Raw genomic sequence first — 22926 nt, forward strand, 5'->3', positions numbered from 1 at the left:
ACCCACAGAAGGAGACACACATGCCCGCATGGCGGATCGTGGTCGGCTCGGACGACGCCGGCTTCGACTACAAGGAGATCATCAAGCGCGACCTCGAGGGCAGCGAGGCGGTCGTCTCGGTCGCCGACGTCGGCGTGGACGCCGACGGCCACACGAACTACCCGACGATCGCAACGACGGCGGCCGAGATGGTCGCCCGCGGCGAGGCGGACCGCGCCATCCTCATCTGCGGCACCGGGCTCGGCGTCGCGGTCGCTGCCAACAAGGTCAAGGGCATCCGCGCCGTCACCGCGCACGACAGCTTCTCGGTGGAGCGCAGCGTCCTCTCGAACAACGCCCAGGTCCTGTGCATGGGCCAGCGCGTCGTCGGGATCGAGCAGGCCCGCCGCAACGTCCGGGAGTGGCTCACGTACGTGTTCGACGAGGCCAGCGCCTCCAACGACAAGGTGCAGGAGATCTGCGCGTACGAGGCGCAGTGACTCCTCCCGACGAGGCAGTGGTGGAGGCGATGGCTTCCTTGGCAGGGCAGTACCTCATCGGCGTCAGCACGAAGATGTACTTCAGCCACGCGCAGACCATGGCGTGGTGCCGCGACGTCGCCGCCCGGGCCCGCGCCCACGCAGCCGTGCGCTCCGAGAGCGCACGGCTGTTCGTCGTCCCGGGCTACCTCTCGATCCCGGCCGCGCTGGAGATCCTCGACGGCGTGGCGGACGTCGGAGCGCAGGACCTCGCCGTCGAGGACCGCGGAGCCTTCACCGGCGAGGTGAGCGGAGCCCAGATCGCCGAGCTGGGCTGCCGGCTCGTCGAGATCGGGCACGCCGAGCGCCGCCGCCTGTTCGGGGAGGACGACGCGACGGTGCGCGCCAAGACGCTCGCCGCCCTCCGCAACGGCCTGGTCCCGCTCCTGTGCATCGGCGAGCCCGAGCGCGGGAAGCCCGAGGACGCCGTTCGCGAGTGTGTCCGGCAGCTCGAGGACGCCCTCTCCGAGGCGCGGGACCGTGGCCTGTCTGGCCCCGTCATCGCGGCGTACGAGCCGCACTGGGCCATCGGCGCGCCGGAGCCCGCGTCCTCGGAGCACATCGTCGCCGTGTGCTCCGCGCTGCGCGACCACGTCCGGGGGCTCGAGGCCTTCCCGGGGTCCAGGGTCATCTACGGAGGCAGTGCCGGGCCTGGACTCCTGACGGCGATCGGCGCCGCCGTCGATGGGCTGTTCCTGGGGCGATTCGCCCACGACCCGGCCGCCGTCGAGGCCATCCTCGACGAGGTCGCTGCCCTCACGTCATCCACCGGGGACGGCAAGGCTCCGGCTGGTACCATCGGGGGCGCAGGAGGAACCCATGTCTGAGACCGTCTACCCTCTCGCGGGCGCGGGTGCCCTCGAGCGCAAGGGCCTGCGCGACCGTGTCTACGACCTGATCCTCGACATGCTCATGACCGCGGACATCGCGCCGGGGGCCCGCCTCTCCATCGATGCCCTGGCGCGCGACCTCAGGGTCTCCCCCACCCCGGTCCGCGAGGCGCTCGTCCAGCTCGAGCGCACCGGGCTCGTGGTCCGCGAGGCCCTCAAGGGGTACAGGGTCGCTCCCCCGCTGGCGGACGAGCAGCTCGAGTCGCTGTTCGATGCCCGGCTCGTCCTGGAGTGCGGCGCCGCCGAGCTCGCCGCCCGCGACGCGGTGAACCTCGTGCCGCTCCTCGAGCAGGCCCTCGCCGAGCACCGCGCAATCGGCGCCAAGGTCCGCGAGGCGGCCGACGAGCCTGCGGGCACCTGGCCGGTGAGCCTCCTGCGCGAGTACTTCCTCATCGACTGGAACTTCCACCACCTGATCTTCGAGGGGACCCACAACCCCTTCCTCATCGACATGTCCTCCGCCATCTCGACGCGCGTCCACCGCCTGCGCCAGACCATGCACAGCGGCCTGAGCGACGCGGACGAGGCCGTGACCGAGCACGGCGCCATCCTCGAGGCCCTCCGCAGCGGCGGGCCGGAGGCGGCGTCAGCCGCGATGCGGGAGCACATCGAGAGGGTCCGCATCCGCTCGCGGCGCGACGTCGCCGCCCCCTGAGCGGCGCGTCGCCGCATCGGCCGCCTGACAGCACAGCACGAGGCCCCGGTCCGATCGGACCGGGGCCTCGTGTGTGCTGGGCCTGGCGTCAGTGGCCGACGGCCGGCGCCTCCTTGGCGAGGAGCTCGTCCGACTTCGCGACCTTGAAGAACTTGGTGGCGAACACCATGATCGCGGCGAGGAAGGCGAAGACTCCGAGGGAGACCACGCCCCAGACGCCCGAGTCGGTAGGCACGGCGGCGTTGATGCCGGTGCGCATGAGCGGAGCGACGAAGCCGCCGAGGTTGCCGAGCGAGTTGATCAGGCCGATGCCCGCTGCGGCGGCGGTGCCGGTGAGGAACGCCGTCGGGAAGGCCCAGGTGATGGGGCCGACCGAGAGGAAGCTCGCGACGGCGAGGGTGATGAACAGGATGCCGAGGAGCGGCTGGTTGTTCGCTCCCGCCCAGCCCGAGGCGAGGATGAACACGCCCGTGCCGATGTACAGCATGGTGCCCCAGTTGCGGCGGCGGACGATCGTGTGGGCCGCCCTGCCGAGGAAGTAGCAGGCAAAGAGCCCCACGAGCCACGGGATGGCCGAGACGAGGCCGACCTCCCAGCCGACCTTCTTGCCGAGCAGGCCAGCGACCTGCTGCGGGAGGTAGAAGGTGGTGCCGTAGACGGCGATCTGGAGGGCGAAGTAGATGATTGTGAAGTACCACACCTTCCAGTTGGCCATCGCACGCCAGATGCCGTTCGGGCCGTCCTCGGTGCGGACCTTGTCCTCGAGCGCCATGACGTTCGAGAGCGCGGCCTTCTCCTCGTCGTTCAGGAACTTGGCCTGGGCGGGGCTGTTCGTGAGGAGGAACAGCGCTGCGATGCCGGCGACGACCGCCAGCATGCCCTCGACGAAGAACATGACCTGCCAGCCGTGCCACGGCGTGAGGGTGTCGCCGAAGCTGATGAGGCCGCCCGAGAGCGGGGCTCCGATCATCTGGGAGAACGGCTGCGCGAGGTAGAAGATCGCGAACATCTGGACGCGGACCTTGTTCGGGAACCACTCCGCGAGGAACATGATCACGCCGGGGAAGAGCCCGGCCTCGGTCACGCCGAGGAGGAACCTCAGCACGGTGAACATCGTGTCGTTGGTCGTGAAGGCGAACGCCGCGGCGACGACGCCCCACGTGATCGCGATGCGGGCCAGCCAGAACCTAGCGCCGAACTTCTTCAGGGCGAGGTTGCTCGGGATCTCGAACAGCGCGTAGCCGATGAAGAAGATGCCCGCGCCGAGGGCGAACGCGCCGTCGGACACGCCGCGGTCGGCGCGCAGCGCCGCCTCCGCGAAGCCCACGTTGGTGCGGTCGAGGAAGGCGACGAAGTACAGGATGACGAGCATCGGCATGAGATGCTTCGAGGCCTTGGCGATGGCCGATCTCAGGGCCGGGTTGGTGCCTACGGTGTCAGTCAAACGGGCGCTTGACGAAGACATGTCCACTCTCCTTCGAGGGGATGCCGGGGTTGGGTGCGTGGTGGTGGAGTGCTCGGTCAGCCGCCGAGCGCGGGCAGGATGCTGGCAAGCCCGAATCCGACGAGGATCAGGCCGATGGCGAGGAACAGAATCCTCGACTTCGTCCAGGGGCCGGTCTTCAGGCGCATGTCGATGCTCCCTTCTCAGTGCATGTAGAGGCCGCCGTCGACGTTCAGGGTCTGGCCCGTCACGAAGCCTGCGTCCTCGCTGATGAGGTAGTTGATGGCTGCGGCGATGTCCCGCGGGCTGCCGATGCGCGGCAGCACGCCGTCGGCCGCCATCCTCTCCTTGCGCTCCTCAGTGAGGGTGCCGCCCATGATGTCGGTGTCGATAGGGCCGGGGGAGATGACGTTGACGGTGATCCCCTGCTGGCCCAGCTCGCGGGCGACGCTGCGGGAGAACCCGATGATGCCGGCCTTGGCGGCCGAGTACGGGGTCTTGCTGTAGGTGCCGCCGCCGCGCTGGGCGGAGACGGACGAGAGGCTCACAACGCGGCCGACTCCGTGCTTGACCATGGACTCGACGGCGCGGCGGGTCGCGTAGTGGACGCCGTTGAGGTTGATGTCGAGGACGCGCTTCCACTCCTCGGCTGTGACCTCGAGGTAGGGCACGGGCGAGGAGACGCCGGCCAGGTTCACGAGCGCGACGATCTGCGGGAGGGAACCCTCGAGCTCGTCGAAGGCAGCGCGGACCTGGTCCTCGTCGGCGACGTTCGCGCCGGCTCCGGCTGCGGCCACGCCGTGTTCGAGGGCGATCTCCTCGGCGACGCGCTTGGCTGCCTCGGCGTCGAGGTCGATGATGCCGATGCTCCAGCCGCGCTCGGCGAGGTAGTGCGCGGACGCGCGGCCGATGCCGCGGGGCGAGGCGGCGCCGGTCAGGATGACGGTGCGGGATGCGGGGAAGGCGGTCATGCTGCTCTCCAGGTCTGGCTCAGTTGTCGGTGTGGATCGGTGCGGGGCCGAGCTCGTCCATGAGCTTCTTCATGGCGACGTAGGCCCGGTTGCGGTAGGCGACGAGCTCCGGGATGCGCTCTGCCGGGACGTCCAGGTAGCCCTCGCCGGACTTCGTGCCGAACTTGCCGGCCTCGACGAGCTCCTTGAGGGACTCCGGCGTGGCGAAGCGCTCGGGCCAGCGGGTCTGGAGCGAGGCGTAGCAGAAGGAGTAGACATCCAGCCCGGCCATGTCCGCGATCGCGAACGGGCCGAACACGGGCAGCCGGAAGCCGAAGGTGGTCCGGACGATCGTGTCGATGTCCTCGGGGGTGGCGATGCCCTCCTCGACGATCTGGCTGGCCTCGTGGAACAGGGCGTACTGGAGCCGGTTGAGCACGAAGCCCGTGGCGTCCTTGACCCGCGCGCTCTCCTTGCCGGTGGCCGCGACGAGCCGCTCGACGAAGGGGATGAGGGACTCGTCCGTGCCGGGGTGCGGGATGAGTTCGACGCCGGGGATGAACGGCGCTGGGTTCGAGAAGTGGACCCCGAGGAAGCGCTCGGGACGCTCCACGGCCTCGGCGAGGGAGGCGATGAGGATCGTCGACGTGTTGGAGCCGATGATCGCGTCGAGCCGCGCCGCGGCGCTGATCCGGCGCAGCGTCTCGTGCTTGATCTCGAGCTTCTCGGGCACGGCCTCCTCGATGAAGTCGGCCTCTGCCACCGCCTCCTCGATCGACGCGGCAGGCGAGAGGTTCGCCTCGAGGCGCTCAACGGCGTCCTGCGGGAAGAGCCCGTCCGCGACGAACTCGCGCGCCTCGTCCAGGAGACGGCCGTAGTTCTTGCGGGCGATCTCCTCGGAGACGTCGGCGATGCGGACTGTCGCGCCGGAGAGGGCGAGGACCTGGGCGATTCCGCCGCCCATGTAGCCCGAGCCGACGACGGCGACGGTGACGTGCTGGGAAGTCATGGTCAGCGGCCCTTCGGGAGGAGAGTGCGGATGTACTTCTGGTTCGTGGCGCACACGCCGAGGCTGTCGCCGCCGTACTGCTCGGTGAGGATGATCCCGTCGAAGCCGAGCGCGATCGCGTCGCGGAAGACCTGCCGGTAGTTGATGAGGCCGGCCTCCATGGTCGAGGGGACGGAGGTGGCCCAGCTGCCGTCGGCGGCCTCGTCGCGCGTGTAATTCTTCACGTGCCAGTAGTTCGCGTACGGGAGGGTCTTGTCGAAGAGCTCCTGCCAGCTCTCGACCGGGCGGTGGAGGCGGATGAGGTTCGCGACGTCGGGGTTGAGCCCCACGTTGTCGAGCCCGACCTCCTCGATGAACCGCACCGCGCTGTCGGCCGTGCCGATGTACGTGTCCTCGTACATCTCGAGGGACATCCGCAGGCCAAGGTCGGCGGCGTGCTTGCCGAGCTCGCGGATGCGCCCGACGGCGGTGTCCCACACCTCGCGGTCGTCCGGGTCCTTCGGGCCCTCGGCGGTCCAGAACCACAGGGCCTTGCGCTGGGCCTCGCTGAACGGCTGGTGGAGTCCGGTGGAGAAGACCTGCATGCCCCACTCGGCGGCGGCCTCGATGGTGCGGTGCGCGTACTCGAGGTTGCGCTCCTCGTGCCCGGGCATGATGACGCTCTGGCGCTGGAGATGCACGGACGGGATGCCCACGCCGTGGGACGCGGCGATCGAGAGGAACTCGTCGCGGCGGGAAGGCTCGAGGTCCGCAGGTCGGACGTGGCTGTCGGCCAGCTCGGCGAGGTTGAAGCCCACCTCGGCGATCTGGGAGAACATGTCGTCCCAGGTCTCGGCGGGGGCGTCGTGCAGTGCGATGCCGTTGCGGTCCACGGTCCTGAATCCGTGGAGGCAGGTGGCGATCGGCCATGAGTCGGCCGTGAAGGCGGGTTCCGTCGGCATGGTGCTCCGTTGCATCGGTTTCTTTCCCGAGCCGTCCTGTGGTGCGGCTCACGAAAAGATCCTATAGGAAATATGTCTGACGTCAACCGCCGGCGCAAAATTTCTGGGCAGCGCAGAGCGGAGCAGGAAGTGACTCCCCAGCAGGGAGGTGTGGCAGGAAGCCCGACGGCGGGCGCGGCCTACGCGCCGGCGTCCCACCCGCCGTCGTGCTTCTGGGTGGCCTCGACGGCGGCGGCGACCACGGCGCGCAGCTCGAGCCCGTCGATGACGGCGTCCCGCTGGGCCCGCTCCCCCGACCCCCGCTGGAAGAGGGCCTTGAGGTCGCGCTCGGCCCAGTGCAGCTCGCCGGACTCCCGCAGCACCGGCGCGATGTGCGCGACCAGGGCGTCCACCGCGTCGGCCGCGCGCACGGGGCGCTGCTCGAGCGGGTGCACGAGGTCGCCGTTGAGCCCGGAACGGCTCGCCCGCCAGGCGGCCAGGCGCAGGAGCGCGGCCGGGGTGCCCAGCGGCTCCTTCCCCTCGGCGGCCTCGCGCGCCGCGGTCTCCACGAGGCCGCGCACGAGGACGGCGACGAGCGCGGAGTCCGCGGCGTCGAGGCACACGTCCGCGACCCGGACCTCGACCGTGGGGTGCTCGCGGGAGAGCCGGGCGTCGAAGTAGACCATGCCCTCGTCGAGGATGGCGCCGGTGCGGACCATCGACTCCACGAGCCCGCGGTACCGCTCCACCGTGCCGAAGAGCTCCTGGGGGCCCGAGGTCGGCCAGCGGTTCCACGCCTGGGTCCGATAGCTCGCGTAGCCGGTGTTGGTCCCGCGCCAGAACGGCGAGTTGGCGCTGATCGCCACCAGCAGCGGGAGCCATTCCCGGATCCTGTCCAGGACCGCGATGCCCTCCTCGGGGGACTCGACAGAGGTGTGGACGTGGAGCCCGCACGTGAGCTGCTCCTGGGAGGTGAGCCGGTACTCGTCGGCCATCTGCTCGAAGCGCGCGCCCGGGCTCAGGTGGGTGGCTGCGCTCAGGGGCGACGTTCCGAGCGCGGCGATGCGCGCCCCGACCTGCCGCGCCGCCTGGTCGACGCTGCGCCGCGCCCGGTAGAGCTGGCCGAGGATCTCGTCATGGGTACGGGCCGGCGCGGTCTGGATCTCGATCTGCTCGAGCTTGAACTCGCGCTCGGTGTCCCGAGGCCTGCCCATGACCGCGAGGATCCGCTCGACGTCCGCCACTGGCTGGCCCGTCTCGGGGTCGACGATGAGCAGTTCCTCTTCAACCCCGAACGTCCGCATGCCGCCATTCTGTCAGGCCCCGGGCGCGCGGCTGGGCAGCGCGCGGCGGCCGGTCTACGACTCCGAAGGGCCGAGCCGCCCGCGCGCGGGGCCGTCGGCCCGGGGCTCCTTGAGCTCGATGAAGAGGGTGTGGGTCTCGCTCGTGCCGATGTTGGTGCCCGAGTGCTCCTGGGCGTCGAGCCAGCGTGCCTGGAATGGGGGCATCTCGACCTCGACCTCGCGGCCGCCGGAGGTGAGGCGGCGGCTGAAGCCCGTCAGGGTGACCATGACGCTGTCCGGGTGGGAGTGCGTCCCCGTGGAATCGCCGGGCCGGTCCAGGTACTCCAGGACGCGGACGCGGTCGTTCTCGAACACGAGGCGGTAGAGGTCCGGGCTGACCTCGAGCGGATCGGACATGGCGGGCCTCCTGGGTTCCGCAGATTCATGGTACTTCCGTCCCATGAAGGGACACTAGTATCGTAAGCCGCATGGTCCACGCGCACAATGGCCTTCCGGCGAGTCCCCAGGCCGGGTCCTACACGGCCACCGGCCGGACGGGGCAGAAGAGCCGCACCCAGCGGGCGCTGGTGGACGCCCTCCGCAGGCTCATGGCGGACGGGCAGGACCCCTCGGTGTCCGACGTCGCGGCCAGCGCCGGAATCTCGCGCACCACGGCCTACCGGTACTTCCCCGACAAGGAGTCGCTCCTGAACGCGGCGATGCCCCAGACGGGCGAGCGTTCGCTCCTCGGCGAGGACCCGCCGTCGGACGTCGCCGAGCGGTTGGACCGCACCCTGGACGAGCACTTCGCCTTCATCCGGGACTGGGAGCCCCAGATGCGCGCCGCGCTTCGGGCCTCCCTCGCCCCCGGCGCGGGCCAGCCGGCGCTCCGCGGCGGCCGGGCCGTGCGGTGGTACGAGGAGGCGCTCGCGCCCCTCGCCGGGACCCATCCCGGGATCGACGTGCACCGCCTCGCCGTCCGGCTCCGCGCCGCGGCCGGGATCGAGCCGTACGTGTGGCTCACGGGCGTGGGCGGTCTGGGCGCGGAGGAGGCCTTTGCGGCCATGAAGTCCACCGCCTTCGACATCCTCCACGCCGCAGTAGGCGGCGCATGAGCCCCTCCGGTCCCTAGTCTTGTGCCATGGAACACGACGTGTGGCCCCTCGTCCTCGACCTCGCAGGGGTGTTCTTCTTCGCCGTCTCCGGCTCCCTCATGGCGGCGCAGAAGAACTTCGACATCGTGGGATCGCTCTTCCTCGGCTCGCTCACGGGACTCGGCGGCGGCGTGATCCGCGACCTCGTGCTGGGCCGCTTCCCGAACGCGTTCGCCGAGCCGGTGTACCTCGCGCCGCCCGTGGCCGCTGCGGTGGTGGTCTTCTTCCTCCTGCCCGCGGTTGTGAAGCTGCGCCGCACGCTGCTGCTGTTCGACGCCGCGGGGCTCGCGCTGTTCTGCACCACCGGCACGATCACGGCGCTCACCCTCGGCGCCAACCCCATCTCGAGTGCCCTGCTCGGCACCACGACGGCGATCGGCGGGGGGCTCCTGCGCGACACGGTCGCCAACGTGCGGCCCCAGCTGTTCGACCGGCACGACATCTACGCCGTCCCTGCCCTCCTCGGAGCCGGTCTGGTCGCGTTCCTCTGGCAGCTCGGCGCCTACACGCCCGCGAGCGGCGGGGCGGTCGCCGTGGTCGTGTTCGCCCTGCGCGTGCTGTCGCTGCGCTTCCGCTGGCGCGTGCCGTTCGCCGCCGTCGTGGCCCACCGCGAGGGGCGCACGACGCCGCCCGGCGACTGAGCGCGAAGCCCGCCGTTCCGCCTCTGGACGCCGGGGTCGGGACGTGGTCCCATGAGCTTGTTTCCGTCAGGGTTCAGGAGCGAGCATGGGCCTTTCCGTCTCGACCGCGAAGGTCGACATCACCCCCTCGTCCGCCGCACCGAACCCGTACCTGGGGGGCTACGGCACCGACGACGGCGGGCGCGAGGCCTCCGCCGCCACGCCGTTCGCGCCGATCTACGTGCGCGCCGTCGTGCTCTGGGATGGCGGGGCTCCGAACCTGCTCCTGACCGCGGACATCCTCGCCTTCCCGGTGGCGCTGCACGACGCCGCCCTCCCGCGCATCCTCGGGCTCGCCGGCTGGGGCGCCTCTGACGTGGTGCTGCAGGCGACCCACACGCACAACGGCCCCGTGCTCGTCGAGACCCTCGATCCCTACATCTCCTACGGGCTGACCGACCTGGCGGAGGTCACGGCCTACGGCGCGTGGCTCGTGGACCGGGTGGTCGAGGCCGCGCAGCAGGCGCTCGCGGCGCCGCAGACCCCCGTCACGCTCGACTACCAGGTCCTCACCCAGACCTTCGCCGTCAACCGGGTGGGCCTGCCGTACAACGAGACCGACGTCTCGCTGCTCACCGCGAGGGGTCCCGGCGGCGAGCCCGTGGCCGCCATCTTCGGGTACGGCTGCCACCCCGTCGCGGCCGGCCTGCAGACTCTGTACGACGGCGACTACCCCGCTGGCGCGTGCGCCTTCGTCGAGGACAGCACGGGGGCGTTCGCGATGTTCGTCCAGGGGGCTGGCGGCGACCAGAATCCGCGCGGTGCCGCCAGCTGGTCGCTGCGGGACCAGTGGGGCGACTCGCTCGGCTCTGCCGTGGTGCGGGGGCTCGACACTCCGGGGCGCACGCTGGCGGGCGGCATCTCCACGGCGGTGCAGGGGCTCACGATCCCGCTGGACATCGACGCCTCCCCCGGGAACCTCGCGGCGGTCCGCGCCGACTACACGAACAGGCTGCCGAACCCCGCGGGCTTCCCGCCCTGGTACCGGCGCCACGCGGAGACCATGATCGAGAGGATCGACCAGGGGCAGGTCGCCACAGGCGTCCCCTCGGCGGTCCAGCGGTGGACGATCGACGGAGAGGAGCCCCTGAAGATCGTATGGGCGAGCGGGGAGCTGGTGAGCGGGTACGCGGTCTACCTGCGCGCGCACTTCGGCGGCTCCCAGTCGGTATGGGTCTGCGGGTACGCCGGGGCGTCGGTCTGCTACATCCCCACCGCCGAGTTCTTCGCGCCCTCCATGGCGCAGGGCAGCTACGAGGGCGGGTGGGACACGGACTTCCCCGGGATCGCGGGGGGCAGCATGACGGTGTACAGCTGCCTGGGGCACTTCGTGGGAGGCGGCGCCGGCGTCGAGTCGACGATGACCGACGCCTTCGCCCAGATCCTCGACGCCGGCTGACGCCAGGCCCGCTGGCTGATCGCCTGCGCCCGGCGTCAGTGCTCGTCGTAGTGGTGCTCGTGGATGGCGTGCTTGTGGCCGTCGTGCTCGTAGTCGACGTGGTCGCCGTGCTGGACCGCCTCGTGGCCGCAGCCGGGCCCGTGCTCGTGCTCCGTGACCGAGTGCTCGGCGACGTGCTCGTGGTCGTCGTAGTGGTCGCCGTGCACGGCGTGGTGGTGGTCGTTGTGCACGTAGTCGACGTGGTCGCCGTGCTGGACCGTCTCGTGGCCGCAGCCGGGCCCATGCTCGTGGTCCGCGATCGTGTGGCCCTCGTGGACGTGCGTCTTCGTCATCGTCGGTTACCTGCCCCTTCGCCTCGGGTCCCGGCGACCGGCACCGCGCCGAGCGCCTGCCGACAGCCTACGAATCCCCCGCCTCCCGGGCCAGACCCCCGCGTGACTTTTCGCGGCCGGGACGCGGTTGTCACCGTGGGCGGCATGCGACGCCCCAGCCGCAGAAAGGATCCCCATGCCCCTGCCCGTCAGCCTTGAAGAGTTCGTCCTCGGGTGGGACACGTTCCGCGCCGCGCTCGCGGCGGAGGCCGGGGAGATCACCGCCACCCTCGGCCTCGAGCCCCACGCGTGCGACGGCGCGATGGTCGCCACGCGCATGCCGCTCGCCGGCCGGCTGTGCGGGCCGGGCGGGCACTTCTCCTCGACTGCCCTGTTCGGAGCCGCGGACCTGACCGGGTCCTACCTCGCAGGCCAGGCCATGGGCCCGGGGCGCTCGCCGCTCGTGACGCAGTCGAGCATGAGCTTCCTCGACAGCTCGGGCCTCGGCCCGGCCGTCGGACGGCTCGGCTGCAGCGCGCGGGCGGGAGCGTCGTCGTCGCCCGGGTGGACGTGACCGACGGCGACGGGCGGCTGCTGACGACGTCGACCTTCACCTACGTGCCCGCGCCGGCGGAGGGGTGAGCGGCGTGATCCAGCGTGTCCGAGCGGCAGATATGCGCGCTGTCACGGCCACCACGATTCCAGCATAGGATCAGTAGGCATGGCTCCTAAAAATGAACCGGAACCGGAGACTGACGTCGAGGGCGGCCAGTCCGGTGGAGTGCAGTCCGTGGAGCGTGCGCTGACTGTCCTGGAGATCCTGGCCCGGGAAGGGCACGCGGGCGTCAGTGAGATTGCCGAGGAGATGGGAATCCACAAGTCCACCGTCTCTCGGCTGATGGGGTCTCTGGTGAGTCGTGGGATGGTCCACCAGAACAGCGATCGCGGCAAGTACCAGCTCGGGTTTGGGATCCTCCGCCTGGCCAGCTCCATTCCTGGGCGGCTGAGTCTGGTCCACGAGGCACGGCCTGTGCTGGAGAGCCTCGCCGAAGAGTTCAAGGAAACGGTCAACCTCGCCGTCCTGCGTTCCAACTATGCCGTCAACGTCGACCAAGCCATGGGCCCCTCCACACTGGCAACGTATGACTGGGTGGGAAGCCTGACGCCGCTGCACGCCACCTCCAGCGGGAAGGTGCTCCTGGCTGGCTTGGGTGCGGATGAACGGGACCGAATCCTGAAGGAGACCGGACTGAAAGCCCGCACGGCCAGGACCATCACCAGCCGGAAAGAACTGGATGCCCAGCTGCTCGAGGTGGGCGCCAAGGGGTACGCGGTAGTGCGGGAGGAGTTCGAGATCGGCCTGAATGCAGTGGCGGTGCCCGTCTACAACCATCGGGGCGAAGTGACGGGTGCCATCAGCATTTCGGGGCCCGCGTTCCGGTTCGACCCCGAGAAGATCCCGGGCCTGCTGGAAACGCTCACGGAAGCCGGACTCAAGGTCAGCGCCAACATGGGCTACACGCGGCGCTAGGGCGTGCTGCCAAGCCGTGCTGGGCCGGACTTCGACCACTGGGCCAAGGACGGTACCTGGGCGAAGGTCGTCGAGCAGGTCCAAGTCCAAGCCAGGCCGATGCCTCCGGGGACCCGGACTGGATCGTCTCGATCGATTCCACCTTCGTGCGGGTGCACCAGCATGGTGCGAAGGAAGGGATCCCGCGGCGGATCGCGATGCGCACGGACAAGACAGATCGGAACTACTTCGCGGTGGCGGTGATGGTCTCCACCCTCACGGCCCGCGCCGCGGCGATCCGTTGATGTTCGCCATGACCCGGGGCAACAGCCTGGCGTTCAGCCGGCAGCCAAGGTCGACCCGGCCCGGCGGAGCCCGAACGTCTCTGCCATCGCGGGCGGCATCCCGGCAATTTTCCCGGGGCTGATCAACGTGCGGTGGCGGCCATCTTCACTGATCCTGCACGGCATCGGCATCGTGCTGGTCCATCCGTCCTGCCTGCTGGACGGGGGCGCCGTGAACATCCTTCCGAACCTGGCCCAGGCATCAAACGGAGGACTCCGTGGCCAGGTGCATTCGCCTCCTGCCTGCGGAGTTTCATAACGCACCCGTCATACCTTGACAGCGCGGGTGGCCTGCGTCACGCTGTTGCACATGCTGATTGTTGTTGCGTAGGACGCACGTTCCAGGAAGGGCCTGATATGGATTCGCTCCAAGCATCGCCCGCGAGAGCCCTTCTCGCGCAGCTCCTCCTGAACGCGCAACTCCAACCCCAGACGATGCCGCTTGCCTCCACGCCATAGTCGCCCAGAAGCCACACTTACCCAGCCCTCCCGGGAGGAATCAATGACTGCTCCAGTGAACGCGCCCCTCAATTCGCGCGGAAGACTCGCTTCGACCCTGCCTGCAGAGAAGCTGGCGGAGATCGCCGCGCTGTTCGAGTTCCGGCGTCAGGGATACTCACTCGACGCCCCCTTCTACACCGACCCGACGCTCTTCAAGATCGACATGGAGGCCATCTTCGGCCAGCACTGGATCTTTGCCGGCAGCGTTGCCGAACTGCCGGAGCCGGGCGACTACATCACGGTCGACTACGGCCCCTACTCCCTGATTGTGCTGCGCACCGACGAGGGTGACGTCAACGTCCTGCACAATGTCTGCCGCCACCGTGGTGCACGTGTCCTGACCGAGGCTGCCGGTTCCACCGGAAACCTGGTCTGCGGCTACCACTCCTGGACTTACTCGCCCGAGGGCAACCTGATCCACGCCTCCGCGCCCGGTGAAGCGAAGTTCGACAAGAACTGCTTCGCCCTCAAACGTGCCCACAGCCGCGAGGTCGCCGGACTCATCTTCGTCTGCATTGCTGACGAACCGCCCGCGGACTTCGACGAGACCTCGAAGATCTTCGAGCCCTACCTCGCACCCCACGACCTGTCCAAGACGAAGATTGCCTACCAGCAGAACATCATCGAAGAGGGCAACTGGAAGCTCGTCATGGAGAACAACCGTGAGTGCTACCACTGCGATGGGCACCCGGAACTCGCCTGCTCGCTCTTCCCCACCTGGGGCCTGACCGAGGGACTGATCCCGGCTCACCTTGAAGAGGTCTGGGACCGCAACAAGGAAGCCCAGTCCTCGCTCGAGGAGCGGTGCCGCCGGTACGGCCTGCCCTACGAGGTGGTTGAGGAACTCGACACCCGCATCGCCGGCATCCGCATCTCACGCGAATCCCTGGACGGCGAGGGCGAATCGTTCTCGGCCGACGGCCGTAGGCTCTCCAAGAAGCTGCTTGGCGACCTGCCCGACTTCCGCCTGGGCCGCTGCTCGATGCACCTGCAGCCCAACAGCTGGTTCCATTTCCTTGGCGACCACGTGATCACGTTCGGCGTCTTCCCCATCAACGAGCACCAGTCGTTGGTCCGCACCACCTGGTTGGTGGCCGACGACGCCGAGGAGGGCGTGGACTACGACCTCGACAAGCTCACCTACACCTGGAAGCAGACCAACCTGCAGGACAAGGCGTTCGTGGAGCTGTGCCAGCAGGGAGCTGCCAGCCCCGCGTACGAGCCCGGCCCCTACATGAAGAGCGAATACCAGGTAGAGGCGTTCATCAACTGGTACGTCCAGCGCGTCCAGGAGCACTTGGCATGACCGACGTCCTCACTGAGATTCCCACCCAGGAGCCACAGCGCATCCGCGGCCTTGAAATGCCGTGGAACCGGGTGATGGGCAGCATCGAAGGACCGGCCAGCGCAGCCAAGGCCCTGGGTCCGTGGCATCCGCAGGAGTTCATGGCCGAATGCGTCGAGACTGTTCCCGAAGCGGGCGGCATGATGACCTTCGTGTTCCGCCGCACAGACGGCGCGCCCCTGGCGTTCCGCGCGGGCCAGTACGTGAACATCGCCTTTCCGGTGAACGGCGAGGACCAGGAACCGGTGGACCGCAGCTACTCGCTGTCCAGTTCGCCCACGGAACCGTGGACCTTCAGCGTTACCGTCAAGCGCGACCCGGGCGGACTGGTTTCCCCTTGGGTGCACCAGAACGTCAGGCCCGGCACCGTCCTGGACATGCTTGGACCTGTAGGTGCATTCCACCTGCCTGACGCCGACCGGCGCGCGCGGTACCTCTTCCTGGCCGCCGGCGCCGGCATCACCCCCATCATGTCGATGCTGCGCACCATCCACTCCCTGCCCGGAAGCGCCGACGTGGTGGTGCTCTACCACGGCGCGGAAGCAGGCGGCTTCGCCTTCCACCGGGAGCTGGCCTACATCGCATCCGTGGACTCGCGCGTCAAGGTCTTCTACTCCCTGGGCGACCGCAGCAAGCCCGACGGGTGGGAAGGGCTCAGCGGAAGGCTGACGGCCGCCATGATCGACCAGGTTGCTCCGGATGCAAACGGCCGCCAAGTGTATGCCTGCGGCCCGGAGGGTTACCTGAACAGCGCCACCGAACTCCTCAAGAAGGTAGGCGTCGACGACACCTCCATCTACATGGAGTTCTTCTCGGGTGACCGCCAGACCATCCTCGAGTACCAGGCTGAGCTCGCCCTCGCGGCGGACATCGCGGAGGAGATCGCAGAGGAAATCGCCAACTCCGCTGAGGACTACTACGAAGGCCAGCCCACCCCGTTCGGACTCTATGAGCCCGGTTACAACGAGGATGGAACACTGCAGGCCACGGGGCTGCCGCTCGAAACTGCCAACCCGGACGCGCCAATCCCCGGAGGAAGTTCGGACGCAGGGCCCGGGACAGAGACCCCCGATGCCTCGAGCTTCGACACGGTCGGAACGGGAAGTCTCACCCTGTCCTTCATGCGCACCGGCATCAATGTGCGGATCGATCCCGACCAACACATCCTCGAGGTGGCGCAGCGGGCGGGTGTCAGGATCGGCGCCAACTGCAAGGAGGGCATGTGCGGCTCCTGCAAGATCGTCAAGCTTTCCGGGGAGGTCGAGATGAACCACCAAGGCGGGATCCGCAAACGGGAGATCGACGCAGGCAAATTCCTTCCCTGCTGTTCCACAGCGCGCACCGACATGGTCCTCGACGCCTGAACGCCCGCAGAAGCGGCGCCTGCGTCCCCCACACACAGACGGCCTGACACAGACCTTGCCCGCTGGCCAGTACAGCTGGCCATCGATCTCATATATCAGTCGTCAATTTTGAATATATCTACAAGGAGGAGGGGCATGACCCTCATCGAATCAGCGCGTGCCACGGCTGTCCGGCCGGAGGTCAAGGACGAGCACGCCCAGAAGTTCGTGCTCACCCTGTCCTGCCGGGAGCAGGCCGGAATCGTGCAGGCAGTGACCACGTTCCTTTTCGAGCGCGGCTTCAACATCGACGAGCACCAGCAGTTCGACGACAGCCTGCGCGAGACGCTGCACCTGCGCACCGCGTTCTCCGGACCGCCCAGCTACACCCCCGCCATGCTCGAAGAAGAGTTCGGCGGCATCGCGCAGCGGTTCGACATGAAGTTCAGCTTCCACGACCAGACCCAGCAGCGTGTCCTCGTCATGGTCTCCAAGTTCGGCCACTGCCTCAACGATCTCATCTTCCGCTGGCGCGGTGGCAGCCTGGGCGGTGAGCTGGTCCTGGTCGTTTCCAACCACGAGACCCACCGCGCCATGGCCGAGGCTGCGGGCCTGCCATTCATCCACGTCCCGGTCACCCCGGACACCAAGGCTGACGCCGAACGCCGCCTCTTGGAGCTCGTGGATGAATACGACGTCGATCTGGTTGTCCTTGCGCGATACATGCAGGTGCTCTCAAACGATCTCTGCCGTTCCCTGGAAGGCCGTGCGATCAACATCCACCACTCCTTCCTCCCCGGCTTCAAGGGTGCCAAGCCCTACCACCAGGCCCACGCACGCGGCGTGAAGCTCATCGGTGCCACCGCTCACTACGTCACCGCCGATCTGGACGAGGGCCCGATCATCGAGCAGGAAGTCATCCGGGTAGACCACAGCTACGGCCCCTCCGCCCTGGCCACCGTCGGGCAGGACGCCGAGGCACTCGCCCTGTCCCGCGCCGTCCGCTGGCACTGCCAGCACCGCGTCCTGCTGGACGAGACCAGCACCGTGGTGTTCCGATAGCCGGCACCGCCGGCACAGACCTTAATTCGTAAGAGCAGCAGGAGAACCTTATGGGCTCGACGCCCCGCATTGTCATCATCGGAGCCGGCATCGTCGGCACCAACCTCGCTGACGAACTCGTCACGAAGGGGTGGGACAACATCACGGTCCTGGACCAAGGCCCCCTCAACATGCCGGGGGGTTCCACGTCCCACGCCCCCGGCCTGGTCTTCCAGACGAACCCCTCCAAGTCCATGGCACTGTTCGCCAAGTACACCGTGGAGAAGCTCCTGTCCCTCACCGAGGACGGCGTCAGCTGCTTCAACCAGGTGGGAGGGCTGGAAGTCGCCACCACCGAAGCCCGCCTCGCGGACCTGAAGCGCAAGCTTGGCTACGCCTCCTCGTGGGGCATTGAGGGCTCCATCCTCTCCCCCGCTGAATGCAAGGAGCTCTACCCCCTTATCAATGAGGACGAGATCCTGGGCGGCCTCCACGTTCCCAGCGACGGCCTGGCCAGCGCCGCCCGCGCTGTCCAACTGCTGATCAAGCGCACCGAGGCGGCCGGCGTAAAGTACATCGGCAACACCGAAGTGACCGGCATCGAGCAGTCCGGCCGCCGCGTCACCGGTGTCCAGACGCCCGACGGCGTGATCCCGGCTGACATCGTCGTCTCCTGCGCCGGCTTCTGGGGCGCAAAGGTCGGCGAGCTGATCGGCATGTCCGTGCCGCTGCTGCCCCTGGCCCACCAGTACGTCAAGACCACCCCGGTCCCTGCACAGGAGGGCAAGAACGAGCTGCCCAATGGTGCGCGACTGCCCATCCTCCGCCACCAGGACCAGGACCTCTACTACCGCGAACACGGCGACCGCTACGGCATCGGCTCCTACGCCCACAAGCCCATGCCCGTGGACCTGGACGAGCTCGGCAGCTTCAAGCCGACCGAGATCAGCGAACACAACATGCCCTCGCGCTTGGATTTCACCCTCGAGGACTTCCTCCCGGCCTGGGAAGCCACCAAGCAGATCTTGCCCGCCCTGCGCGAGAGCGAGATCGAGGACGGCTTCAACGGCATCTTCTCCTTCACCCCCGACGGCGGCTCCCTCGTTGGCGAATCCAAGGAACTGGATGGCTTCTTCGTCGCCGAAGCCGTCTGGGTCACCCACTCGGCCGGCATCGCCCGCGCCGTGGCCGAACTCCTCGTGGACGGCAAGTCCTCCATCGATCTGGGCGACTGCGACATCCACCGCTTCGAGGATGTCCAGCTGACCCCGGACTACGTCAGCGAAACCTCCCAGCAGAACTTCGTGGAAATCTACGACGTCCTGCACCCGCTGCAGCCCAAGCTCTCCCCGCGCAACCTTCGTGTGTCCCCCTTCCACGCCCGGCACAGGGAACTGGGCGGGTACTTCCTCGAAGGCGCAGGCTGGGAACGCCCCTACTGGTTCGAGGCGAACGCTGGCCTGCTCAAGGAGATGCCCGCCGAATGGCAGCCGCCGGCACGCGATTCGTGGTCCGGCATGTTCAGCTCCCCGATTGCCGCGGCCGAGGCATGGAAGACGCGTACCGCCGTCGCCATGTACGACATGACCCCGCTCAAGCGCCTGGAGATCTCCGGACCGGGCGCACTGAAGCTGCTGCAGGAGCTGACCACCGCGGACTTGAACAAGAAGCCCGGAGCCGTCACCTACACGCTCCTGCTGGACCACGCCGGCGGCATCCGCAGCGACATCACCGTGGCTCGGCTCAGCGAGGACACCTTCCAGCTCGGCGCCAACGGCAACATCGACACCGCCTACTTCGAGCGGGCAGCCCGCCACCAGACCGAAAGCGGCAGCGCCGGCGACTGGGTCCAGGTGCGCGATACCACCGGCGGCACCTGCTGCATCGGCCTCTGGGGTCCACTTGCACGCGAGGTGGTCGGCGCGGTCAGCAGCGACGACTTCTCCAACGACGGCCTGAAGTACTTCCGGTCCAAGAAGGTTGTCATCGGCGGCGTCCCGGTCACAGCCATGCGCCTGTCCTACGTCGGTGAACTGGGCTGGGAGCTGTACACCAGCGCCGACAACGGCCAGCGTCTCTGGGATGCGCTGTGGAAGGCCGGCCAGCCCTTCGGCATCATCGCTGCGGGCCGCGCAGCCTTCAGCTCGCTCCGCCTGGAGAAGGGCTACCGTTCCTGGGGCTCCGACATGACCACTGAGCACGACCCCTTCGAGGCCGGCCTCGGCTTCGCGGTGAAGATGGCCAAGGACAACTTCGTGGGCAAGGCAGCTCTGGAGGGCCGCACCGAGGAGAACTCGTCACGCTGCCTGCGCTGCCTCACGGTCGACGACGGCCGCAGCCTCGTGCTGGGCAAGGAACCGGTGTTCTACAAGGACCAGGCGGTGGGTTATGTCACCAGCGCCGCCTACGGCTACTCCGTCCGCAAGCCCATTGCCTACTCCTACCTGCCCGCCGAAGTCTCAGTTGGCGATTCGGTGGAGATCGAGTACTTCGGCCGCCGCATCGTAGCCACCGTGACCCAGGATCCGCTGTACGACCCCACCATGTCCCGGCTGCGCGGCTGAGTGCTGGGAACAGCAAGCTAGGGGTCAGCGTTCGCAGCGGGCGTCCCGTTTTCCGTGAAAGGTGCTTCGATGGGCCTAAGACCTGGGGAGGCATTTCCCATCGAAGCACCGCTTTCGGAAAACGGGGCCCCGCAGCCGGCCCACTTCGGCATGCCCCGGAGCCAGAAGCAAGAACGCCTACATACTCTGCCTTTCACAGGGCCCGCCCTTGACATTGAGTGTGAGCTAGCGCACGATTTGTTGCACAGGGCGAACGTTGTTGATCATCACGGAACGAAGCTGGCCCGGGTGTTACCCCCGGGGACCCACCCGTGATGCGCTTGGAAACAGACAAACGAATTCATGATGGCCGATCAGAGAGAGTCCTGTCTCGCGCATCGGCCGCGCAACGTTGTCACCCTCCATACGGCAGCGCTGATCACTAAAGGAAACTGTTTATGACTATCAAAGGTGGCAGCACCGTCGATCAAAGCAGTGCGGTGCGCCGGAACCTGGGGACGACGCCGAAGTCATCTCCCGAGTTCTGCCCGGCCACATCGGCTGGCATTGAGTCAGCCCGGCCCGTCCACCGGTCGCTCAGGGCTGCTGCGGCTGTCCATGCGCCCAGGAAACGGCGCTCAGGTGCCGGCAGCGGTTCGCGCTGAAGCCAGAAGGGAACGAATCTCAGTGATTAATTCGATCAAGGCGACGGCCTCCGCCGACACCTCCATATCAAAAGAGACCAGCTCCAAGTTCAAACGCCGCTTCATGGTACGGCTTGTCGCTGTCTTCATCGGCGGGATGTTCCTCGACGGTTACATCCTCGGAATCATCGGCCCCGTCACCGGACCCATGCGGTCAGATCTCCAGCTCGACGCACTGTCTCTGGGCATGATCGCTGCAGGCCCGCTGGCTGGTATCTTCGTCGGCTCCCCGCTGGCCGGCTGGGCTACTGACAAGTTCGGGCGCAAGCCCATGTTCCTCGTGGACATGGGCCTGTTCCTGGTCGCCTCGGCGGCTCAGTTCTTCGTAACCTCCGGAGACGGGGCCGTGATCCAGCTCGCCGCGATCCGGTTCTTCATGGGCGTCGCGATCGGCGGCGAGTACTCAATCGGCGGCCCACTGCTGTCAGAGTTCTCGCCTCCAAAGCTCCGCGGGCGACTGCTCGGGCTGACTCTGATCGCCTGGTACGTCGGTTTCATGATGGCATTCATCATCGGCACGCTCCTGCACGACGCCGGCACCCCATGGCGCCTCGTGATCGGCACGAGCACGATACTCGCATTCGCCCTGTTCCTCGCCCGCCTCGGCCTCCCCGAATCGCCGAGCTGGCTCATCACGAAGGGACGGCGTGAGGAAGCACTCGCGATCGCACGCCGATACGTCGAATCGCCCCAGATGCACCACAGCATCACCGAAGAGATCGATCTGCGAAAGATCCAGGAGGCCCAAGCCGCGCAGAGCAGGACCAAGATCAAGAGCGCCTCCGTCGGAATGCTGTTCTCGAGGCAGTACTGGCGCACGACCCTCTTCACCTCAGGTTTCTGGTTCTGCGCAGTCACTCCGTACTTCGCGATCGCGACCTTCGCCGACGACGTGCTCAACCATTTCGGCTTCGGCGGCGGCTGGGCCGGCGGAGTGGGCCTGTCTGCACTTGCGACCGCGGGCGTTGTCACCACCGTGCTTCTGATTGACAAGCTCGGCCGCCGAATCCTCACGGTGCCCGGGCAGTGGCTCTGCGCAGGAATCCTGCTGATCATCGGAGTCTGGACGGACGCACCGGCGATCCTCGTGCTCGTCCTGTTTCTCGCCTTCTCCTACTTCAACGCCGGCTACACCACGCTGACCCAGGTCTATCCGGCCGAGGTATTCCCCGGCCACCTGCGCGGCATCGGCATGGGCTTCGCCGCAGCCTTCAGCCGCATCGGAGCCGCACTGGGCACCTTCGCCCTGCCATGGGCGATCAGCAACATCGGCATGGGCCCAAGCATGGTCATAGCTGCCGCCGTCGCATTGCTCGGCGCAGTCCTCTCACAGTGGCTCGCGCCTGAAACGAAGGGTCGCACCCTCGCCGAGATCTCAGCAGACGTCTCCCACTGACGTCGGGACTGCACGGTCACTTCGACTCAGAGCTAAGGCCGTCGGGCGGCCGGGTAACCGAGCCCAACATACAGGAGGCCTTCGCCGCCACAGCGGCGAAGGCCTCCTTCATGCGTCCAGGATGACATCAATAGGATCTCCTTCGCCCGGTGGGTGCACAGCAGCAACGGCCCCACTGGCCGCCGCCCGCCCGTAGGCTGTGGCCATGAGGATCGCCGTCGTCGGGGCCACGGGCGTTGCCGGCGCCCACGTCGTAGCACGCCTGCGCCAGAAGGGCCTCGAGCCTGTCGGAATCTCGCGCTCGAGCGGCGTCGACCTCGTCACGGGCGGGGGACTCCCCGACGCCCTCGACGGCGTCGACATCGTCATCGACGCCTCGAGCCCCACGTCCCAGGATCCCAGGGTGAGCCGGTTCGACGCCGTCGTGCGCGCGGCCCGCCACCTCGCGCACGCCGCCGTCGAGGCGGGCGCGCGCCGGCTCGTGGTGCTGTCCATCGCGAACATCGAGAAGCCGGAGTTCGACGCGTTCGAGTACTACGTGGCCAAGCGCGACCAGGAGGACGCCGCGCGGGACAGCGGGCTCGAGGTGAGCATCGTCCGCTCAGCGCAGTGGTTCGAGTTCGCCGAGAACTCGAGCGCCGTGGTGTACGCCGAGGACCGCGTGACGGCGCAGGACTGGCTCATCCAGCCGGTCGCCGTCGGCAACGTCGCCGAGGTGCTCGTCCGCGAGGCGCTGCGCCGCACCGCACGCGATGCCACCATCGCCGGGCCCGAGGCCATCCGCCTGCCGGAGCTCGTGCGGCGCATCCTGGGCCGGCGCCACGACCCGCGGCGCGTCGACGCCGTCGCGCCCCCGCTCAGGGAGTTCGCGGACGGCGCCCTCCTCGCCGCGCCAGACACCGAGATCCTCGGGCCCGACGTCGCCGGCTGGCTCGCCAGCCGGGGGTAACCACTCGCACGCAGCCAAGAGCACACCTCCGCCTCTG

General features: G+C 68.2%; 22 protein-coding genes. 15 read left to right on the plus strand and 7 right to left on the minus strand.

Going from position 1 to position 22926, the window contains the following annotated elements:
• The first annotated feature begins 20 nt into the window (after nt 1-20).
• The 3 genes from CGQ25_RS13735 to CGQ25_RS13745 are packed head-to-tail and all read left to right on the plus strand — an operon-like array spanning nt 21 to nt 2063.
• Nucleotides 21-479 carry a ribose-5-phosphate isomerase gene (locus tag CGQ25_RS13735; RefSeq protein ID WP_208710429.1) on the plus strand — a complete coding sequence of 153 codons (459 nt, stop codon included), beginning with the start codon at nt 21-23 and terminating at the stop codon, nt 477-479.
• Nucleotides 480-508: 29 nt separating this feature from the next.
• Nucleotides 509-1345 (plus strand): triose-phosphate isomerase family protein, encoded by an 837-nt coding sequence (locus CGQ25_RS13740; RefSeq protein WP_208713090.1) that lies wholly within the window; start codon nt 509-511, stop codon nt 1343-1345.
• Nucleotides 1338-2063, plus strand: coding sequence for a GntR family transcriptional regulator (locus tag CGQ25_RS13745; RefSeq protein ID WP_208710430.1), 726 nt, complete (start codon nt 1338-1340; stop codon nt 2061-2063). The genes CGQ25_RS13740 and CGQ25_RS13745 overlap by 8 nt, the downstream gene beginning before the upstream one ends.
• Before the next feature lie 88 nt (nt 2064-2151).
• Here CGQ25_RS13745 and CGQ25_RS13750 read toward each other — a convergent pair whose 3' ends face one another.
• The 6 genes from CGQ25_RS13750 to CGQ25_RS13775 form a co-directional block, all read right to left on the minus strand.
• Nucleotides 2152-3528 (minus strand): MFS transporter, encoded by a 1377-nt coding sequence (locus CGQ25_RS13750; protein ID WP_208710431.1) that lies wholly within the window; start codon nt 3526-3528, stop codon nt 2152-2154.
• Between the two features lie 182 nt (nt 3529-3710).
• Nucleotides 3711-4478, minus strand: coding sequence for an SDR family NAD(P)-dependent oxidoreductase (locus CGQ25_RS13755; protein WP_208710432.1), 768 nt, complete (start codon nt 4476-4478; stop codon nt 3711-3713).
• 19 nt (nt 4479-4497) lie between these two features.
• A complete protein-coding gene (locus CGQ25_RS13760) occupies nt 4498-5466 on the minus strand; it encodes a 3-hydroxyacyl-CoA dehydrogenase family protein (RefSeq protein WP_208710433.1) in 969 nt (322 codons plus the stop codon).
• A 2-nt stretch (nt 5467-5468) separates the two neighbouring features.
• Nucleotides 5469-6407, minus strand: coding sequence for a sugar phosphate isomerase/epimerase (locus tag CGQ25_RS13765; RefSeq protein ID WP_255405327.1), 939 nt, complete (start codon nt 6405-6407; stop codon nt 5469-5471).
• Nucleotides 6408-6586: 179 nt separating this feature from the next.
• Entirely contained in the window at nt 6587-7690 is a 1104-nt protein-coding gene (locus CGQ25_RS13770) for a glutamate--cysteine ligase (protein ID WP_208710435.1), read from the minus strand.
• Between the two features lie 54 nt (nt 7691-7744).
• On the minus strand, nt 7745-8086 hold the full coding sequence (locus tag CGQ25_RS13775; protein WP_208710436.1) for a cytoplasmic protein: 342 nt from the start codon (nt 8084-8086) through the stop codon (nt 7745-7747).
• A 71-nt stretch (nt 8087-8157) separates the two neighbouring features.
• Between CGQ25_RS13775 and CGQ25_RS13780 the strand changes: the two genes are divergently transcribed.
• The 3 genes from CGQ25_RS13780 to CGQ25_RS13790 all read left to right on the plus strand — a co-directional run bounded on the left by CGQ25_RS13780 (nt 8158) and on the right by CGQ25_RS13790 (nt 10902).
• Nucleotides 8158-8784 carry a TetR/AcrR family transcriptional regulator gene (locus CGQ25_RS13780; protein WP_208710437.1) on the plus strand — a complete coding sequence of 209 codons (627 nt, stop codon included), beginning with the start codon at nt 8158-8160 and terminating at the stop codon, nt 8782-8784.
• Nucleotides 8785-8810: 26 nt separating this feature from the next.
• Complete coding sequence (locus tag CGQ25_RS13785) at nt 8811-9464, plus strand: trimeric intracellular cation channel family protein (protein ID WP_208710438.1); 654 nt, start codon at nt 8811-8813, stop codon at nt 9462-9464.
• Between the two features lie 85 nt (nt 9465-9549).
• Nucleotides 9550-10902: a hypothetical protein gene (locus tag CGQ25_RS13790; RefSeq protein WP_208710439.1), complete on the plus strand. Its 1353-nt coding sequence runs from the start codon at nt 9550-9552 to the stop codon at nt 10900-10902.
• A gap of 35 nt (nt 10903-10937) precedes the next feature.
• Here the strand turns inward: CGQ25_RS13790 and CGQ25_RS18525 are convergent, their stop codons facing one another.
• A complete protein-coding gene (locus CGQ25_RS18525; RefSeq protein ID WP_208710440.1) occupies nt 10938-11234 on the minus strand; it encodes a hypothetical protein in 297 nt (98 codons plus the stop codon).
• 175 nt (nt 11235-11409) lie between these two features.
• Here CGQ25_RS18525 and CGQ25_RS13800 point away from each other — a divergent pair, with 175 nt between their 5' ends.
• The 9 genes from CGQ25_RS13800 (at nt 11410) to CGQ25_RS13835 (ending at nt 22889) form a co-directional block, all read left to right on the plus strand.
• The gene (locus tag CGQ25_RS13800; RefSeq protein WP_208710441.1) at nt 11410-11787 is read left to right on the plus strand and encodes a hypothetical protein; all 378 of its coding nucleotides are present in this window, start codon (nt 11410-11412) and stop codon (nt 11785-11787) included.
• Between the two features lie 147 nt (nt 11788-11934).
• Nucleotides 11935-12744 (plus strand): IclR family transcriptional regulator, encoded by an 810-nt coding sequence (locus CGQ25_RS13805; protein ID WP_208710442.1) that lies wholly within the window; start codon nt 11935-11937, stop codon nt 12742-12744.
• A gap of 152 nt (nt 12745-12896) precedes the next feature.
• Entirely contained in the window at nt 12897-13028 is a 132-nt protein-coding gene (locus tag CGQ25_RS18530; RefSeq protein WP_255405328.1) for a hypothetical protein, read from the plus strand.
• A 541-nt stretch (nt 13029-13569) separates the two neighbouring features.
• On the plus strand, nt 13570-14874 hold the full coding sequence (locus CGQ25_RS13810; protein ID WP_208710443.1) for an SRPBCC family protein: 1305 nt from the start codon (nt 13570-13572) through the stop codon (nt 14872-14874).
• The gene (locus CGQ25_RS13815) at nt 14871-16277 is read left to right on the plus strand and encodes a ferredoxin reductase (RefSeq protein ID WP_208710444.1); all 1407 of its coding nucleotides are present in this window, start codon (nt 14871-14873) and stop codon (nt 16275-16277) included. The genes CGQ25_RS13810 and CGQ25_RS13815 overlap by 4 nt, the downstream gene beginning before the upstream one ends.
• Before the next feature lie 135 nt (nt 16278-16412).
• A complete protein-coding gene (gene purU, locus CGQ25_RS13820; RefSeq protein WP_208710445.1) occupies nt 16413-17318 on the plus strand; it encodes a formyltetrahydrofolate deformylase in 906 nt (301 codons plus the stop codon).
• A gap of 50 nt (nt 17319-17368) precedes the next feature.
• Complete coding sequence (locus CGQ25_RS13825; protein ID WP_208710446.1) at nt 17369-19861, plus strand: FAD-dependent oxidoreductase; 2493 nt, start codon at nt 17369-17371, stop codon at nt 19859-19861.
• A gap of 621 nt (nt 19862-20482) precedes the next feature.
• Entirely contained in the window at nt 20483-21940 is a 1458-nt protein-coding gene (locus tag CGQ25_RS13830; protein ID WP_255405329.1) for an MFS transporter, read from the plus strand.
• Between the two features lie 205 nt (nt 21941-22145).
• Nucleotides 22146-22889: an SDR family oxidoreductase gene (locus CGQ25_RS13835; RefSeq protein WP_208710447.1), complete on the plus strand. Its 744-nt coding sequence runs from the start codon at nt 22146-22148 to the stop codon at nt 22887-22889.
• Nucleotides 22890-22926: the final 37 nt, after the last annotated feature.

The sequence above is a fragment of the Sinomonas sp. R1AF57 genome, assembly GCF_002224485.1.
Lineage (GTDB): Bacteria > Actinomycetota > Actinomycetes > Actinomycetales > Micrococcaceae > Sinomonas > Sinomonas flava.